At 44.8% G+C, this 18912-nt stretch carries 11 protein-coding genes; 4 read left to right on the plus strand and 7 right to left on the minus strand.

The genetic code is table 11. The annotated features are described in order from the left end of the window. Positions 1-204: 204 nt before the first annotated feature. From ACTQ16_RS04335 to ACTQ16_RS04365, 7 genes are all read right to left on the minus strand, one after another. Complete coding sequence (locus tag ACTQ16_RS04335; protein WP_441936269.1) at positions 205-1767, minus strand: AAA family ATPase; 1563 nt, start codon at positions 1765-1767, stop codon at positions 205-207. 937 nt (positions 1768-2704) lie between these two features. Continuing rightward, complete coding sequence (locus ACTQ16_RS04340) at positions 2705-3412, minus strand: ABC transporter ATP-binding protein (protein WP_294967359.1); 708 nt, start codon at positions 3410-3412, stop codon at positions 2705-2707. A gap of 159 nt (positions 3413-3571) precedes the next feature. Next, a complete protein-coding gene (locus tag ACTQ16_RS04345) occupies positions 3572-4969 on the minus strand; it encodes a DUF5687 family protein (RefSeq protein ID WP_441936271.1) in 1398 nt (465 codons plus the stop codon). Between the two features lie 241 nt (positions 4970-5210). Then, a complete protein-coding gene (locus tag ACTQ16_RS04350; protein WP_089544108.1) occupies positions 5211-6167 on the minus strand; it encodes a glycoside hydrolase family 43 protein in 957 nt (318 codons plus the stop codon). Positions 6168-6228: 61 nt separating this feature from the next. Next, a complete protein-coding gene (locus tag ACTQ16_RS04355) occupies positions 6229-7350 on the minus strand; it encodes an endo-1,4-beta-xylanase (RefSeq protein ID WP_441936273.1) in 1122 nt (373 codons plus the stop codon). Between the two features lie 184 nt (positions 7351-7534). Then, entirely contained in the window at positions 7535-8968 is a 1434-nt protein-coding gene (locus ACTQ16_RS04360; protein ID WP_441936275.1) for an MFS transporter, read from the minus strand. A gap of 67 nt (positions 8969-9035) precedes the next feature. Continuing rightward, positions 9036-10241, minus strand: coding sequence for an SGNH/GDSL hydrolase family protein (locus tag ACTQ16_RS04365; RefSeq protein WP_441936277.1), 1206 nt, complete (start codon positions 10239-10241; stop codon positions 9036-9038). 246 nt (positions 10242-10487) lie between these two features. Here ACTQ16_RS04365 and ACTQ16_RS04370 point away from each other — a divergent pair, with 246 nt between their 5' ends. From ACTQ16_RS04370 to ACTQ16_RS04385, 4 genes are all read left to right on the plus strand, one after another. Next, complete coding sequence (locus tag ACTQ16_RS04370) at positions 10488-14405, plus strand: two-component regulator propeller domain-containing protein (protein ID WP_441936279.1); 3918 nt, start codon at positions 10488-10490, stop codon at positions 14403-14405. An 83-nt stretch (positions 14406-14488) separates the two neighbouring features. Then, positions 14489-16495, plus strand: a complete 2007-nt coding sequence (locus ACTQ16_RS04375; protein ID WP_441936281.1) for an alpha-glucuronidase — start codon at positions 14489-14491, stop codon at positions 16493-16495. After that, positions 16488-18134, plus strand: a complete 1647-nt coding sequence (locus ACTQ16_RS04380; RefSeq protein WP_441933002.1) for a GH35 family beta-galactosidase — start codon at positions 16488-16490, stop codon at positions 18132-18134. The genes ACTQ16_RS04375 and ACTQ16_RS04380 overlap by 8 nt, the downstream gene beginning before the upstream one ends. A 232-nt stretch (positions 18135-18366) precedes the next feature. After that, entirely contained in the window at positions 18367-18828 is a 462-nt protein-coding gene (locus tag ACTQ16_RS04385) for a carboxypeptidase-like regulatory domain-containing protein (protein ID WP_441936283.1), read from the plus strand. Positions 18829-18912 lie beyond the last annotated feature (84 nt).

Below are 18912 nucleotides of genomic sequence, written 5' to 3' on the forward strand. Positions count from 1 at the left end.
AAAGTAAGGCTTGTTTAAAGAGGGCTCAGTAAATTAAAATGATCTCAGTGCAAAAATACCGAAAATTGCTCAAACCGCCAAACGTTTTACATCATTTCTCACATAATATTTGTTACCCAGTTTATTATGTAAAAATGATGTAGGTTTCAAAAAGCCCCGACTACATCAAAGTAGCCGAGGCTTTCCTTCAAAATCTTCTATTTTTTATGTTTCTTCAATCTTCCAATCCCCAATCGTTCGCTTTTGGCTATCATAATTGATTCCCACTTTAACCAATCGCTTTCCATCTGCCGAATAAGGTATCAGATATCCCTTATCGTCTATCTGCCTCAGAGCCTCTTTTGCCGACTTATCGTATTTCAGTTCTATCACATACACAGTATCAGGCATGTGCAGAACGGCATCAGCCCTACCTATTGCACTATCTTCTTCCACCAGGATATAAGCACCCAAGAGGTTGAAGATGAGATAGAACACCGTTTGAAAATCCTTCTCGTTTTTATTAGACAGACGGTTGGAGATACTAGCAAGATAAGCTTGCATCTTCTGCAAGGCACCATCCATGTTGTTGCTATAGAGCTGTTCCAGAAAGGCAAAGATAAAACTATTATTATCCAATTGAATTGGAGACAGATAGTTTGGCGCAAGCGATTTCAACATTCCTATGCGCACTTCCCTGTTAGGATAGTCCAGCTGATAGCATTGCAACAGCGGATTATACTTCTTGATGGTAAGATAACCACTCTGGTAGAGCAAAGGAAGCGCTGAAGTCATCTGCTCTGGCGAAACATCAAAGTCATCAACCCCTACACTTTTCTGCTCAATATCCATCACTCCCACATGATACTTCTGCAAAGTCTTGATGAGATAACTTGGCGTACCGGAACTGAACCAATAAGCCGAAACCTTTTTGTTCTTCAAGGCCTTCACAAGACTGAAAGGATTGAATATATCTTCTGAATGATCACTGAAATGATAGCCATCATAATATGACGTAAGTTCACCTATTGTTTCTTCCAAGGTTCTGCCTAAATGCTTTGCCAACAACTCCACATCTGGCTTCATATCATTCAGAAGTTCCGTCTTACTAATACCGCAGATAGCAGAATACTGGTCGAACATGCTGATATTATCCAGGTTGTTGATTTCACTAAAGATACTTAATTGAGAGAACTTGGTAATACCAGTAATAAAGACGAATCGCAACCAAGGGTCCAAGTATTTAATAGGACTATAGAAGTTCTTCATGATCAAACGGAGTTCTACCAGATTTTCCTTCTCATGCACGACATCCAGCAATGGAGCATCATACTCATCAATGAGAATGACTACCTTCTGCCCCGTCTGCTTATAAGCACGTTTTACCAGACATTCCAAACGCTGATTAGCCTTAATAGCCCAATCTTCCGTACCATAGATTTGTTCCAACTGGCTTAGCTTACCTTCCAATTCATTGATTAAGTCAGCAGGATTCATGTGCTTTGCCGTACTCATATCAAAATGAAAAACCGGATACTTTACCCATTCCTTCTCATAATCCCCAAGGGCAAGCCCATCAAACAGATTCTTTTTTCCTTCAAAATAAGCCTGAAGCGTAGAGACAAAAAGAGACTTTCCGAATCGTCTTGGGCGACTCAGAAACAGATATTTGGATCCATTTCTTATGAAATCCACAATATACTTAGTTTTATCCACATACACATAGTTTTCTTCTCGTATCTCAGAGAAGGTTTGTATGCCCACCGGATATTTTCTAATCTCTTCCATAGCTTTTCTTTTTTATATTCCGCTGCGAAGTTACGAAGAAAAATGCATATATGCAAAGGTTTTCATCGAAAAATTTCAATGTTAACAAAAACAACTCATTGTTTTATGGCTCCGAAGTCTATGAGTTCCGAAGTGGAAAACATAGAGTTAAAAGGCAAAGAAAATAACACGGACAAATTGAATTTGTCCGGACAAACTGCCCGACAGCCCATAAGTCACGAATTTTTAACCATTTACAAGCACCCGGTGCATAGAAAGCTACTTTCAAAAATACTCTTCACTCTTCACATTCATAATGTAATCTTTTGTGTATGAGACACTTATGACGGTGAAGAGTTGAGCTGACTCTTCACCACTCTTCACTACTCTTCACCCTCATCATTTTTTTAAACGCATCATATAAGCAATGGTTCGGTCATCTATTATGACCAGCCCCAATCATCTATTATGACCAGCTCCAGCCATCAAAGATGACCGAGCTTCGCAATAAGGTGAAGAGTGGTGAAGAGTGGTGAAGAGTGAACAAGCACTCTTCACCTCTCACAACCCCAGTGTTTATCGGGGTTTCAGGGGAATCTGTGAAGAGTGAAAAGTGAAATCGAGAGTAGGGTTTTTCTCACGCAAACCGACTCCACCTGCAACCAGAAAGCTTCTGCCGAATCGTAGTAACAGTCCTATTGAAATTTATCTCCCGACGCATTATTTTTTGCCTGGCAATGGCACAATATTGCCCCAGTTAAGGGCAACTTTGTGCCATAGCCAGGCAAAAAGTGGAATAAGCCTTCTTTCGAATTTAAATAAGGCTCATTCGTTGATGCTCCATACTTTACTGGCTGAGTAAATAAACTGGGTTTTTAAAAAAAGAATCGCCAGGAAGCAATTCTGTTGCTTCGCTGGCGATTCAGAGAGGGAGATTTATCTATGTAATATCGTGTTCTTATTCCGCCTGAATACCGAAGTACTCGTTGAGTTCGGCGATGGCAGCGCCATCAGCATTCGGAAGATCCTTCACCAGCTTGCCTTTTTCCAGCAGGAGGATACGAGAGGAGATGTCGGCAACGAAGTTGAGGTTATGGCTGGAGATGATGACCGTGGTGCCCTGCTCCTTGCAGATGCGCTGAATCATGTGGGCGATAGTCATCTGAGAAGATGGGTCAAGATAGTTGAATGGCTCATCCAGGAGAAGAACCTTCGGATTGATGATCATCGCTCCAATGATGCCAATCTTCTGTCGGTTGCCCTGAGAGAAATCACGGAGATACTTCTTGGTTCCCATGATTTCATCGTGCATAAAGCCCTCAAACTGCGCCAGTCGCTCCTGCAGGGTTTCATCGTCGATGTTATAGACATCAGCGATGAAATCGAAGTATTCCTCAGGGGTGAGGAAGTCGATGAGGAATCTGCCGTCAATGTAACTGCCGGTATATTCCTTCCAGGTTTCACTCTCGTTCACCTTCTGTCCATTGCTTTCCACGAAACCATCATCTGCCTGAATCAGGTCGAGAATCAGGCGGAGCAAGGTGGTCTTGCCCGCACCATTATTACCTACGAGTCCTATCAGCTCGCCCTTTGCAACACCCAGATTATCAATATCGAGTACGGTATTGCCATTATATATCTTTTTGAGATTCTGAATCTTAATCATATTACTTTGAACTTTATTGTTACTTTGAACTTTGAGCTTTGAACATTGAACTTTATGATTACTTTGAATTTTGAACTTTATGATTAGTAAAGCTATTGAATTGGCTTTCCCTTCGGCCGCCGAACGTTGTTTCTTCACTCTTCGTTCTTCACTCTTCACTTAACTCATGAACTTCTCCATGCGCTTATACTTGTTCTTCTCGAAGATGGCAGCAATCTTGGCGATGAACCATTTGTGGATGGCGATGCTGATGACTGCCAGCGCTACGCAGGTGATAAACCATGCCGTCTCACCGAAGAAATGATAGATGGCACAGACGCCTGCCAGCGGGAAGAGGAAAGCGATGGCATAAAGATTGATCTTCAGATTCGCTCCCTGCATGCTGAACATGGAAGTCTGAAATATCTCCAGACGGGAAGAGAAGAGTGCCGTAGGCAGATTGAAGAGATTGATGAATACTGCCAGACAGAAACCGCTGATAAGCACCTGGATTCCGATTCCTGCCTGCAGGAAAAGGAACGGAAGGGTGAGCAACAAGGCGACAGCACTCACTACCATATAATAATAGAAGCAATTCTGCAGCATCTGCTTCACCTTTACCGGCTTGGTCATCAAACCATGGAAGAAGTTTGCCTCAATACCAAAGGTCCATTGCGACAACACCACCGATGGCAGCAGGATGGCACCTGCCACATAGAGGGTAGTCGTAGCCACCTTATCCCCCATTTCCTGTCCTGGTTCTAAAGGCATCAGGGCGAAGAGATAGGCATCGAAGAGGAAGATGGCGGTAATCATAATCACCATCGTACGGACACGCTTTGCTCTCAATGTGCCGATATATTGCAGACTGAAGAGGTTGACATGGCTGAATCCACGGAACTTGGAAACCTTCTGTTTCTGCTCGTTATAAATCTTTTCGTGATAGAGATAGGCGGTAAGTCCGGTGAATACCGCTCCTGCAAGGAAGAAGAGACCTATCCATCCCATATATACCGGGAAGAAGGAAGCCACAAACATATATCCTATCAGCACGGCAAACATTCCCATCCATCCCAATATCAAGGGCCATTTCAGAATCCACTCCGTAGCCTTGCGGTAACAGGTGATGTAGATGCCGTTGATGAAAGAGAACTCCAGGAACAGGAAAAAGCTGGCTACAGCCTCACTTGCCGGCAAGAGATAGATGAACACCGGAAGCGTAAGCACCGGAAGCACATAGTTCCAGAAGCTCACGAGATTGGTAGTGAGCAGGAACTTGTTCCAGATTTTCTCAGGCACAGGGCGCGACTTCACATAATCATCCATTGCCGTAATATCCCGCTTCATCACCATCTTCATGATGATGTCAGGAATCAGCATACCGATTACGATGCCCGCACCCAATAATGCCGGCATATCTTCTCCCTTCAGTTCTCCTCCACTCTCGGTAAAGCCCTGGAAGAAGCTGAAGCCCACCACCACATACAGGAAGATGATGTAGCAAGCCACGAAGGCGTCTCTCTTGCGGAAGTTACGGCGCTGTTGCAGCCACCACAACCTTAACAGTAATTTCAACATAATTCATTCTTTTCAATGGTTTACGGGCACAAAGGTAAACAAAAAACTTAGAAATCTATAACAAAACGAAAGAAATAACTTAAAAATAACATTAGATAAGAAACAATTTACAAGAAGAAACAAAAAGTTATAAGAAAAAATAAAAAAGCAGCACCTTCGTCACGAAGATGCTGCCCGTTTCTAACTAACACTAACTCATGTATCAACTATTCATCAAACTATTAAAACCTAAAAATCAATTCTATTTTACCGGCAAGATGTTACCCTCCTCATCATAGAAGAGAGGAGCCACCTTTACGCTGCGAAGCCAGGTTGTATCATTTGATGGCACGCAGTCGTGATGGAACAGATACCACTGTCCCTTGTACTCACAGATACTGTGGTGGGTTGTCCAACCAACAACCGGCTCCAGGATGACGCCCTTGTAAGTGAACGGACCATAAGGATTATCACCTACTGCATAGCAGAGATAATGGGTATCACCGGTAGAGTAGCTGAAGTAATACTTGCCCTTATACTTGTGCATCCAGCTAGCCTCGAAGAAGCGATGAGGATCATCGGCTGGCAATACCTTACCCTCCTCGTCAACAATGACAACAGGCTTTGGCATTTCAGCAAACTGCTGCACATCATCAGTCATCATGGCTACACGGGATGGCAACGGATTCTCCTTGCCTTCTGGAAGATGCTCATCCTTCAGTGCCTTGTTGTCCTTGTACCACTGAAGCTGACCGCCCCAGATACCACCGAAGTAGCAGTAAATCTTGCCGTCATCATCCTTGAACACACAAGGGTCGATGCTGTATGACTTGCGGATTGGATCGGCATTCGGAACGAAAGGACCTTCAGGCTTATCAGCCACAGCCACACCGAGATGAAACACACCATTATAATCCTTGGCAGAGAAGATAAGATAGTACTTGCCATCCTTCTCCACTACATCGTTGTCCCACATCTGCTTCTCAGCCCATGGCACATCCTTTACATCGAGAATCACACCATGATCGGTTACCTCACCTTCCATCACATCGTCCATAGAGAGAACATGATAGTCCTTCATCTGGAAGTGACCGCCATCATCGTCAAAGCTTTCGCCGCTATCCCAGTCATGAGATGGGTAAACATACAGGCGACCGTTAAACACATTGGCAGATGGATCTGCCATATAATCCTTAGGGAACAAATATCTTGCTTTCATTGTTATCTTATATTTAAAGAGATTGATAATATTATCTTAAGAGATTCTATTTGAAGAGATCTTATTTAAAGAGATTGACGATTTCCTTCACCACTGGCTTCACCTCGTTGTTGCGGTCGATGAGCAGCGGATAGTTGGTTCTGCCTGGGATAGGCCAGCCATTCAACCAAGAGTGACCATCGTTGACACCCCAGAAGGTAACACGACTGATGACATCCTTGTGACGCTCTACAATCTTGAAGAGATCGAGATAACGCTGGTTGAAGAGCTTCTGCGCCTTCTTGTCAAGACCCTTCACGTATGGATTGTACTTTTTCTGAAGTTCAAACTTCTGGCTGATTTCCGCACCGCCGAATCCTTCCGGATTAGGAAGCATGTTCATATCCAGCTCAGTCAGCATCACCTTCACGCCTTCACCAGCAAAAGCCTCGATGCTCTTCTCATACTCAGCATAGTCAGGATAATCAAAACCATTGTGGCTCTGCATACCTACAGCATCGATGCGGAGACCCTTCGCCTTCAAATCGCGAACCAGTTTGCAGATAGCCTCTCGCTTGGCTGGCTTCGAAGTAGAATAATCATTGTAGTAAAGCTCTACGTTAGGATCAGCCTCATGCGCAAAGCGGAAAGCCAACTCGATGAACTCCGGACCGATAATCTTATAATACAAAGACTTGCGGTAAGAGCCATCATCCTCGAATGCCTCGTTCACTACGTCCCAGCCCTTTACTCTACCTTTATAATGAGTAACCACGGTCATGATGTGGTTATACATTCTGCCGATGAGCACTTCACGGCTTACCAGATTACCCTTAGCATCGGTAAACATCCACTTAGGTGGCTGAGAATGCCAAACCAGACAATGACCTATCAAGGTCTTGCCATTCTTCTCTGCCCAGTCAGCGAGTTTATCGCCATCGGTGAAATCAAAGCGATTCACCTCCGGATGATTCTTCTCACCCTTCATACAGTTCTCGGCAACCACCTGGTTAAACTGTTTCTTCACTACTTCCTCACCTGCCGGGTCTTGTCCGTCAGTCAGAGAAGTATTAACAGCTGCACCAACCAGGAAATATTTGCCCATAGTTTCCTGGAATGTTGGGATTTGAGCGTTATTACCTTTCTGGGCAAAAGCTGCAGAAGCAAGCATCAAGCCCAAGGCAAAAGTCGATATTCTTTTCATTGTACACTTATTATTTTATTCAAGTTTCGCAAGTTCAGAAGTTAAAGAAGTTAAGGAGTTATCGCTCCCTACGGTCGCTGAGGAGTTAAGACAATAGTCTTTTTGGCGCAGTTTTTAAGCAGCGAGACATACGTCTTAACTTCCTTAACTCCTTTAACTTCCTAATATGCTAAAATTCAGTATCTTATTTTTTTTCCTGATGACGAGCTTCAATCTTCTTGTTGATATCGTCGATGACCTCATCTGTCAACTCATATTTAGAGATGATGAACATCGCCAAACCCAGCAGGATGGCAGGAATCACGCATACCAGCCAGCGGATACCCTCCTGTGCCAGCGCACTCTGCTGCTCCAAATCGTTCATGAAGTAAGCACCGGCAGCATTACCAACCGACATCATGGCGAAGGCGGTAATAAAGAAGAGAGCCACGATACGGAGAGGACGGTTATGGAAAAATTCTGTCCACAGGTCGCTCACCTTAACGTTCTTGGTTTCCTTCTCGTCCATTACCACACGCTCCTTGGTCTGGGTAAAGCAGAATACCAGAAGGGCGAAACCTACCAGAGCATAGATCAGCATGGCAACAAACCAGGCATTACCATCGATAGGAAGCGAGTTGCTCTCTTGAGCTGCCGCAGCCTGATAACCGGTCCATGCAAGGACTGCACCAGGAACAACACCACCCAAAGCCATACCAGCCTTGTAGAAGATACCGGTCAGGGCATTGACAATACCGGCAATACGCTTGCCACTGGTATATTCAGCATAGGAAATAACCTCAGGAATCAAAGCCCACATATAACCTGTAGCCACGATAACACCTGTTGACTTGATGAACTGTGCAATATAAACCAGCGTGATATAATCCTTTACTGGTCCCATCTTGCTGATGAAATAAAGCATCGCCATACCCACGATAGCCACAGTAAGGAAGATGTAGAACATATTCTTCTTGCCTACCTTTTTCTTGATGGCAGGCACCAGCGGCATAAAGATGAAGGATGGCAGAGAACCCAAACCCATGAAGAGCGCCATTTCGATAGGGAGATCCTTGGCTGCTGCGAGCATGGCTACCAGGATTGGAACACCTGCCGATACACAGAGTCCACCCACATTTGCCATGAACATACGTACAGAGGTGAGAATGGTTATCTCATCTGTATCGCGAGTCAGCGAAGAGTTCAAGGCTCCGTAAGGCACATTAATCAATGTATAGAGCATTGACAAGCCTACGTATGTTACGTAAGCATAGATGAGCTTGATGGTTTCTGTCTGTCCCTCCATACCATTCCAGAAGCAGAGGATGGCAAGTACGGTGAGGGGCAAACCCGCCAGGACGAGATATGAACGATACTTACCCCAACGTGGATTATGCTTATCTACATAAGTTCCCACCAATGGGTCCCAAAGTACATCGACCAGGCGAACCACCAGGAACATGGTGGCAGCCACACCCGGATTGAGTCCGTAGATGTCGGTGTAGAAGAACAACAAATACATACAGATGGTCTGGTAGATGAGGTTTTGTGCCAAGTCGCCAGATCCGAATCCGATGCGTTGTAGCCAATTCAGTTTGTAGAATCCCTTAGATTCCTGTGATACAGTTGTCTGTTCCATATTTTATTCAGTCATTAAGTTTACACCTTATTATATATATATAACATAAAAGATGCATATAATATATTTACTTCAATTTCTCTGCGGCAAACTTGCCCATTGCCTCATATCCCTTCGGATTGAGATGCAGCCAGTCGTCAGAATACTCAGCCTTCAGACGCTGAGGGTCTTTCGGATCGCGGGTCAGCTCATCGAAATCGATGACCTCGTCGAAGGCACCACTTTTTCTGATCCATTCGTTCACGGTCTGTCGCATAGCCTCATGCCAGAAAGAATACCATCCGTTGCCCTTGGTTGGGGTAATGGTTCCGCCATACACCTTGATTCCCTTTGCCTTGGCTTTCGCTATCAGCACCTTGTAGCAGGCAATCAGGGTATCTGTTACATGCTCATAATTTCCACTGCAGCAACCGATATCGTTGGTTCCCTCGAAGATGATGAGTTTATCTACACCTGTCTGTCCCAGGATATCACGGTCGAAACGTTTCATGGCTGGTTCGCTCAATCCACCTTGCACCACGCAGTTGCCACCGATACCGAGATTCAATACGCCGTATGGCTTCTCTGCATTCAGAGCATCCGAGAGGAAATCGGTCCAACGGTTCTGCTGATTGGTTGTACTTCCACGGCCATCGGTAATAGAGTTTCCGAGGATAGCCACCACTGGGGTAGCCTTATCGGTCTTCACATCAATGGCAGAAAGATTGTACCAGTGGTCAGCCTTTTCCTGCTTATCGAAAGCTGCATCTGCAGGTTTCACCGCCTTGCCCTTTACATTACTTACTATATAAGAGGTAGTACGTGAACCACGATGGGATGTTGCATTCACTGGAGTCTGCTTGCCATAGTCGATGGTAATCGTAAGGCGCTGTCCACTCTTCAAGGCATATTTCAAATCATCTGAGAAGATAGCCTTGCCTGGAGCAATGGTTACATTCTTCTTGCCATTGAATTTAAGATACTTCACCGTCTTGGTCAGAATTCCCCAATTGCTTGGAACATCAGTATCTGCAATATACACCGATTTGATTTCCACCGGTTCCTTGCTCTGCTCATTGCTGAGCTTCACTCTGAGTTCCTCTCCGCCAAAGGAAACATGAACTATCTGTCGACAAGAACGGTTGCTCAAGCTTTCCTTAGGCATATCTCCTTTACCAGTCCATTCAACAGCAGTCGCCCAAGAACCCTTCCACACTTTCTGTGCGAAAGCCAAGCTACTACTTCCTGCCAGCAAGAGAGCCAACAATAAAATCTTTATTGTTTGTTTAGTCATTGTTTTACATTTTTGTTAGTCACAATTCGCTATTCACGATGCAAATGTACAAAAAACTATTGAAAGCTCTTTAATATCTAGTTACCAGAACGTTTCTATTTGTTTCATAGACAAAATAAAAGCATAAAAGACAAAGAAACAAAAGGAAACGAAACATATTATCGCATTTTTATTTGTTGCTTTCGCAGTTTTTTACTACTTTTGCAGCAACAATAACCAAACAAGAACAAGTAAACGACCAAAAATATGAAGTATACCAGGAAATGCCTTGCGGCACTTATCGCACTCCTCGCCTCACTCATGCTATGGGCTGATGGTGGCGAATTATTCACATCTGGCAAACTGTCCAGTTCGCTCATCAATTGTGTCGTACAAGATAAGTACGGATACATTTGGGTAGGTACGGAATATGGACTGAGCAAGTTTGACGGCTACAGATTCACCAACTATCTGCACGACGAGAAGGATACGACATCCATCACAGACAATATCATTTCAGATCTCCTTGTTGATAAGAAAGGTGACCTGTGGATAGGTAGTGCCAAGGGACTGATGCGCTATAATTATGAGACGAATGACTTCACTCGTCTCAATTTTCCTGATGGCAGAAAGCCACGCATCTACTCTATCGTAGAAAATCACTGTGGTGATATTCTGTTGGGAACTGCCGGCTACGGACTTTATTCCGTAAAGAAAGCAGCTTCTGACAAAGCAGCAGATAAGCAGTTCCTGATTAAGCAGGAAAGACAATACGCAGAGCGCGACTCCGTCGTATTCTTTACCCATATCTATGAAGACCAGCACCACTATCTATGGCAGAGTAGTCACCTATCCACCTTTACCCGATTCATCGAAAACAAGGGAAAGGTGAACCGCAAAGACTTCAAATCGCCATACGGAGCGCCAGTGGCTTTCATACAGCATCGTCCACAAACCCTGCTCATTGTATGTATGTATGGCATCATCTATTATGACTATAAGACGGGCAGAATAGCAGATGCCGGCTACGACTTTGGCACCTACGCCAATAACGTAACCATCAATAATGCAACCTTCGACCATGAGGGAAATCTCTATATCAGTACCTCTGAGCATGGAGCATTGCTGATCAGGAAAGGAAGCAACCGGGTGGAGCAACTGGAAAGCAGCAACAGTAACTTCGATCTATCCACCGCCTTCGTCAATGACATCATCGAAGACAAGGACAACAACCTCTGGATAGGATGCTATAAAAAGGGACTCTATCTCATCAACCAACGCCAACAGGCTTTCAACTCATGGAGTTTCTCAGCACAAAACTATATAATAGGTAGTAGTGTATCCTCTATTGCGCCAGGCGATAGAGGAGAAACATGGTGTACCGTACAAAACAGTGGCGTCTTCTGCTTTGATGCTTCAGGAAAGATTATCGCTCATCCTCAATCACCAGCCGGAACCTGTATCATCTACAAAGACAAGCGTGGCAGCTATTGGATCAGCAATAGTAGTGCACTCTACAGCTATAATCCATATACTGGAGCTTACCAGCAGAAAATCAGCTTTACCAGTGCCGGCATCTATTGTATGACTGATGACAACCAGGGAAACCTCTACATTTCGGTCTACAGTAAGGGACTATATATATATAATGTGGAAACCGGTAACGTAAAGATCCTCAATATGAGTACCCGTGGTAAAAAAGGTTACCTCTGCAACGACTGGGTTCGCAGTATGGCTCTTGACCACACCGGACATCTATGGATTGGTACAGCCAACGGTGTATCCTGCCTCAACACGCAGACACTCAGCTTCAAGGATTTCGGATGGCACAATATCCTAAAAGACAAGCAGATAAATGGCATTTGCGAAGGAAAGGACGGAGACATCATGATGGGTACTGAAAAAGGACTCTATCTCTTCGACCGCAAAAAGAACAAGGTGGTAGACTTCCCTCACGCTGAAGCATTAACAGGCAAGCAGACATGTGGTATCGTAAGAGACCACAAGGGCGACTATTGGGTTAGCACAACCATGGGAATCTGGCAATATGACACAAACGCCAAACGATTCATCGGACACATCAATGGCAACGGACTCACCACACGTGAATATGTTTTAGGTTCCATGATGCATACATCCGATGACATGGTAGCCTTCGGCACAAGCGACGGCATCACCACTTTCTATCCTAACGTAGTGAGAGCCAACAAGATGGAGATGGGTAACGTATACCTTACCAACTTCATCAAAGCCGGAAAGGCAACCAATTGTCTCAGCGACAACTTCAAGATACCATACTCAGAAAACTCATTCACATTGGAGTTCTCTCTGCTCAACTATAAGAACACTGACAATATCAGTTTCCAATATCGCATCAATGGCGGCAACTGGAGCAGCACCAACGAGGGAACTAATGCCGTATCCTTCAACAAGTTGAAGCCTGGCAATTACAAGCTGGAAGTAAGAGCCACCAGCAATGGTCAATATTCGAAGAAGCCAACTGTCATCAACATCAAGGTGTGTAACCCTTGGTATGCATCACCAGAGGCCTATCTTCTCTATTTCCTGGCCATCGTGAGTGCTGTTTTTTACGTATTCTATACTTACGAACGCCGTCGCAAAGCAGACTTAGAAGAAACCAAGATGCAGTTCCTCATCAATGCCACTCACGACATCCGTTCACCGTTGACCCTGATTATGGGACCTCTCAACAAGTTGAAGAATAGACTAGAAGACGCAGAGAGCAAACAGGATATCGACATGATAGACCGCAATGCCAAGCGACTTCTGCTCCTGGTCAATCAGATTCTTGACGAGCGCAAGATAGACAAGAACCAGATGCACCTGCATTGCCAGAAGACCAACCTTAAGGAGTTCCTGCGTGGCATAGTATCTCTCTACAACTTCAATGCCCAGGAACGTAGCATCACTCTTAGCCTGAAGGAGGACGAGACCCTAAACGAGGAAGGCAACCTGCAAGTATGGATAGACCGCATCAACTTTGACAAGGTTATTTCCAACTTACTCTCCAACGCCATGAAGTATACCTCGGATGGCGGTGATATTACGATTATCATAGGAAAGAATGAGAAGAGTGCCATCATCAAGGTTGAAGATACAGGTATCGGACTGAAGGAAGAAAAGACTGACCGCCTCTTCGACCGTTTCTATCAAGGCAATAACAACAGCGACATTCATATCGAGGGAACCGGAATTGGTCTGAACCTCTGCAGAGCCCTCGTCAAGATGCATGGAGGAACTATCAGAGCCTATAATCGCACCGATGGAATCAAGGGTTCCTGCTTCGAGGTAAACATTCCATTGGGCAAGGAACACCTCAAGCCAGAGGAGATCCTGCAGGAGGATGGCACAAAAACTGCCGAATCCACCGGTAAAAGAACGCAAGCCAACCGCAATTTCAACATCCTGATAGTAGATGACGATGCAGAGATTGCACATTATATCAAGACCGAACTGAGCGACTGGTATCGATTTGAACATGCCTGCAACGGAAAGGAGGGTCTCAAGATGTTGCTCACCAGCAAATATGATCTCGTGATAAGCGATGTGATGATGCCGGAAATGGATGGTGTTACCATGCTCAAGAAGATAAAGAGTAACACTAACGTAAGCGATATTCCAGTCATCCTGCTCACCTCCAAGAGCGAAGTAGAAAACCGACTAGAGGGATTGCGTAAGGGTGCTGATGCCTTCCTGGCGAAGCCTTTCAATATGGAAGAACTTCATATTCTCATCGACAACCTGGTAGACAATGTCCGACGCATCCGTGGCAAATACAGCGGCGCACAGGGACAGAAAGCTAAGATAGAGCAGATACAGGTGAAGGGCAACAACGACGCTCTCATTGAGAGAGTGATGAAATATATGAACGAGCACCTGGCCGACCCAGACCTCAACGTTGAAAAACTGACAGAGGATGTAGGCATCAGCCGTGCCCAACTGCACCGTAAGCTGAAAGAAATAGCAGGCGTCTCTGCCGGTGAATTCATCCGTAACTTACGATTGGAGCAAGCTGCACGTCTTATCGAAGAAGGACAGATTAATATCACGCAAGTAGCTTACTCTGTGGGATTCAACAACCAGACCCATTTCTCTACAGTGTTCAAGAAACACTATGGCATGTCACCAAGTGAATATGCTGAAACAAAGAGAAATAAGAAATAAACAACAAATAGAAGAGAATAAGGTATTTTTTCGTATCTTTGCAGCAGAAACAATAACAATACAAACTAACGATCTGCAAAGATATGAAGAAATACCTCATTTTATTATTTACGGTACTTACATCACTCCATGTTTCTGCACAGAGTGACGGTTCACAGTTATGGCTCGGAAAGCAGTATGCTAACTCATGCCAAGTCATCTCACAGTTGCCTGATGATGCAACAGCCAAGATTGCCAAGCAGGAGTTGGAAAACAACTGGCGTGGCAAGAATGTTGAGCTCAAGATAGACAAAGCTCTGAATCTTGGCGAGGGCTATAACATCTACGCCCGTCCTGCACAGCAAGGCGACAACATTCAGTACGAAGCAACTATCACCGCCAGCAATCCTATCGGTTTGCTCTACGGTGCCTACGAGCTGATTCGACTTCAGAACACCGATGCCTACAACACAGGTAGCGGCAATCAACAGAACTTCAGTAAAGCTATCGATGAGACCGAGAAACCACAAGTGGGTCTCCGCATCCTCAACCATTGGGATAATCTCGATGGCAGCATCGAACGTGGCTATGCCGGCAAGAGCATCTTCAAATGGGAAGAAATCAAACTCGGCAAAAACGGCAAGGGTGGCAGCATCAGCAAGAGTCTTCACGACCGTCTCATCACCTATGCCCGTGCCAACGCATCGCTCGGAATCAACGGAAGCGTACTGAACAATGTAAATGCATCACCAAAAATGATGACTGCTGAATACATTAATAAGGTGAAGGTCATCGCCAACATCCTGCGTCCATACGGAATCCGAGTTTATCTCAGCATCAACTTTGCTTCTCCTATGGCATTGGGCTATACCAAGACTGCCGACCCACTGGATAAGAAGGTTCAGCTGTGGTGGAAGAAAAAAGCAAAGGAAATATATGCTACCATCCCTGACTTTGGCGGATTCCTGGTAAAAGCCAATTCTGAAGGACAGCCTGGTCCTGGCGATTACCACCGCACCCATGCCGATGGAGCCAATATGCTTGCCGATGCCGTCAAACCATACGGAGGCATCATCATGTGGCGAAGCTTTGTTTATGGTGCCAACCATAAGGGAGAAGACCGTGTAAAACAAGCTGTCAGCGAATTCAAAGGTATGGATGGCAAGTTCCGTGACAACGTAATCCTACAGTCAAAGAACGGTCCGCTCGACTTCCAGCCTCGTGAGCCATACGCTCCTATCTTCGACAACATCAAACAGACTCCACAGATAGCAGAACTTCAGATTACCCAGGAATATCTTGGTCAGTCTAAGCACCTCACCTATCTCGCCCCAATGTGGAAGGAATTCTTTGATTTTGTCAATCCAGACAGACTGGTTGGAATCTCAGGTGTAGCCAATATCGGTGATGATGCCAACTGGTGTGGTCATCCTTTCTCACAGGCAAACTGGTATGCTTTCGGCAGATTGGCATGGAATCCTTCACTTACAGCTGAAGAGATTGCTCATGAATGGCTCGTACAGACCTACGAAAACCAGGATGAGAAGTTCACCAAACCTGTAGAGATGATGATGATGACCTCACGTGAAGCTTGCGTCAACTATATGATGCCATTGGGCTTACATCATATCTTCAAGTTCGATCACCACTACGGTCCGGAACCTGATGGTTTCATTGCAAGTTATCCTCTGGAATGGTGCCCAGTATACTATCACAAGGCAGATGCTCAGGGTGTAGGTTTCGACCGCTCATCCAAAGGTACAGATGCCGTAGGTCAGTATCCGGAACCATATCGCAGTCTGTATGACAACATCGCAACTTGCCCTGAGGAATATCTCCTCTGGTTCCATCATGTGCCTTGGACTTACAAGATGAAATCAGGAAGCACCCTCTGGCAGGAACTTTGCATGAAGTACAACATGGGTGTAGCGATGGTTGAAGTATATCGCGACTTCTGGCACACCTCAGCCAAACAGTATATGAAGGGTCATGAACAGGAATGGCAACATACCGATTCATTGCTCAATGTGCAGTTGGAAAACGCCAAGGAATGGCGCAATACCTGTCTCAAGTATTTTCAGACATTCTCTAAAATGAAGATTTATGAATAAGATCGTATTATCTTTTCTAGCATTATTATGCTGCATCAATATACAAGCAGGAGTGAAACTGCAGAAGCAAGGCTCTGCAACCCAGCTTGTTGTCAATGACAAGCCGATGCTTCTCCTGGCTGGTGAGTTAAGCAACTCTGCCGCAACGAGTCCTGCCGACATCAGGAAAGCATTGAAACAGATGAAGAATAGCGGAGTCAACTCCGTCTTCGTTCCTGCATATTGGGAATTTGTTGAACCTAATGAGGGCAAATATGATTTTGCACTCGTAGACAGCGTCATCACAACTGCCCGTAAGCATGACTTGAAGATTGTCTTCCTATGGTTCGGTGCCTGGAAGAACTCCATGAGCTGCTATGCTCCACTATGGGTAAAGGAAAACACCAAGCGTTTCCCTCGTTCACTCACAGAGAACGGTAAGCCATTAGAGATATGCACAGCCTTCAGCGATAACCTGCTTCAAGCAGACAAGCGAGCATTCTGCGAACTGATGAAACACATCAAAGCTGTAGACAGTCAAGAGAATACCGTCATCATGATGCAGGTAGAAAACGAAATCGGCATGCTCGAATCTGCCCGCGATCATTCTCCTCTTGCCGAAAAAGCTTACAGACAACCCGTTCCTGCTTCATTGCTCAAGGCACTCAAGCTCAAGAAGAAAGGTACATGGGCAGAAGTTTTCGGAACAGACCGTTATGCTGACGAGAAATTCCAAGCATATTATTATGCCAAGTATGTAGAGCAGCTAGCCTCAGCCGGCAAAGCCATCTACAATATTCCGATGTATGTAAATGCAGCAATGAACAGCCGTGGCAGAAAACCAGGCGAATACCCTTCTGCCGGCCCACTTGCCCATCTGATTGACATCTGGAAATGTGGTGCACCAAGTATCGATATTTTTGCACCAGATATCTATGATACCGGTTATAAGGGATGGGTAGAGAAATACAAGCGTGTCGACAATCCTTTCTTCACTCCAGAAGTGAAATGCGATATCAATAGCGGCGTAAAGGCATATTATACCTTCGGCGAAACAGATGCCATCAGTTTCAGTCCGTTTGCTCTCGATGAAGCTAACTTCAAGGTAAAGAACAGTCTCAGACGTTCATACAAGGTTATCAATCAGCTCTCTCCTCTCCTGCTCCAGCATCAGGGAAAGGGTAAAAACTGGGGATTACTCTTCGACCAGGAAGATAAAGAGCGCATCATTGAAGATGGAGATATTACCATGACCTGCCGCCATTTCTTCACGCTACCATGGGATCCTCGCGCTACAGATGGGAGTAAATGGCCAGAAGGCGGTGGCTTAATCGTGAAACTAGCCAAGAACGAATACATCATAGCTGGTAATGGTATCGTCGTAGTTTTCCAAAGTAAGACAGAAAAAGCGCAAGCTGAAGAAAAGAAACTCGGTGAGGACGGATTTGTTGACAACGGTGGAACCGAAACAAAGAAACAAACCGCTACTTTCAAAGGCAAGCGTATCGGTATCGGATATGTTGACCAGGTTGAAGTAGACAAAAACGGTAAATTACAGTTTATCCGCCGTGATAATGGCGATCAGGACCACCAGGGACGCCATGCCCGCATCTCATGTGGCGACAATAAAATACTCCACATCAAGCTATACGAATACTAAAACGTCTATATATAATAAGGTATAAAGGGGATTTGCGGCTGCAAATCCCCCTTTTTTTCACCTAAATATGTCTGTTTTATCGTACATGAAACATTTAAAAACACGTAAGATACAAATACTGCACTTTACGAAAAAGGGCATATCTTTGCAGCAGAAAATCAATAAAAACAAAATTCGTATATAAACCAACGAACGAGTTTTAAACCAATTAAATCATAAAAACCAATTAATCATGAAACATGCAGGTAATGCTTTAAAGTACCTGTCTTTGCTGTTTATATTCGTTGCATTCCCATATCAGACTGCAGTGGCTCAAAACGGTAATGTAAAAGGTACAGTAGTCGCAGACGATGGTCCAGTAATTGGAGCGACAGTTCGTGTTAAGGGGCAACCAAACTCAGCTACCGTCACCGACCTAGATGGTAACTTCGTATTGAAGGCTCCTAAAGGTGCAACTTTACAGATTTCTTATCTTGGCTACAAGGATAAAGAAATTAAAGTTGGCAATGGTCCTATTGATGTAACTTTGAAATCAGATGACCAGGCTCTGAACGAAGTTGTCGTCGTAGGTTATGGTATCATGCGCATCCGCGGTACCAACTCTTTGAATGCCACTTCCCAACCTATCTTCGTTATTGATGGTGTCATCATCGACTCCGATGGTTCTGACAATGGTAACAGCAACCCATTCTGAAGTCACTCATCGCCCCTACCCTCGTAGTAGAAAGTGATGGCGACATTGCCAATGTTCTCTCTGGCGATGCATTCTCAGTGGTGT

Origin of the sequence: Prevotella sp. LCP21S3_D2 (assembly GCF_052118345.1) — a bacterium.
Taxonomy (GTDB): domain Bacteria; phylum Bacteroidota; class Bacteroidia; order Bacteroidales; family Bacteroidaceae; genus Prevotella.

What these genes read in the sequence shown, in the direction of transcription:
- ACTQ16_RS04365 (WP_441936277.1), bottom strand. Translation starts at nt 10,241, where the DNA reads ATGACTAAACAAACAATAAAGATTTTATTGTTGGCTCTCTTGCTGGCA.
- ACTQ16_RS04385 (WP_441936283.1), top strand. Translation starts at nt 18,367, where the DNA reads ATGAAACATGCAGGTAATGCTTTAAAGTACCTGTCTTTGCTGTTTATA.
- ACTQ16_RS04355 (WP_441936273.1), bottom strand. Translation starts at nt 7,350, where the DNA reads ATGAAAAGAATATCGACTTTTGCCTTGGGCTTGATGCTTGCTTCTGCA.
- ACTQ16_RS04370 (WP_441936279.1), top strand. Translation starts at nt 10,488, where the DNA reads ATGAAGTATACCAGGAAATGCCTTGCGGCACTTATCGCACTCCTCGCC.
- ACTQ16_RS04340 (WP_294967359.1), bottom strand. Translation starts at nt 3,412, where the DNA reads ATGATTAAGATTCAGAATCTCAAAAAGATATATAATGGCAATACCGTA.
- ACTQ16_RS04375 (WP_441936281.1), top strand. Translation starts at nt 14,489, where the DNA reads ATGAAGAAATACCTCATTTTATTATTTACGGTACTTACATCACTCCAT.
- ACTQ16_RS04350 (WP_089544108.1), bottom strand. Translation starts at nt 6,167, where the DNA reads ATGAAAGCAAGATATTTGTTCCCTAAGGATTATATGGCAGATCCATCT.
- ACTQ16_RS04335 (WP_441936269.1), bottom strand. Translation starts at nt 1,767, where the DNA reads ATGGAAGAGATTAGAAAATATCCGGTGGGCATACAAACCTTCTCTGAG.
- ACTQ16_RS04380 (WP_441933002.1), top strand. Translation starts at nt 16,488, where the DNA reads ATGAATAAGATCGTATTATCTTTTCTAGCATTATTATGCTGCATCAAT.
- ACTQ16_RS04360 (WP_441936275.1), bottom strand. Translation starts at nt 8,968, where the DNA reads ATGGAACAGACAACTGTATCACAGGAATCTAAGGGATTCTACAAACTG.
- ACTQ16_RS04345 (WP_441936271.1), bottom strand. Translation starts at nt 4,969, where the DNA reads ATGTTGAAATTACTGTTAAGGTTGTGGTGGCTGCAACAGCGCCGTAAC.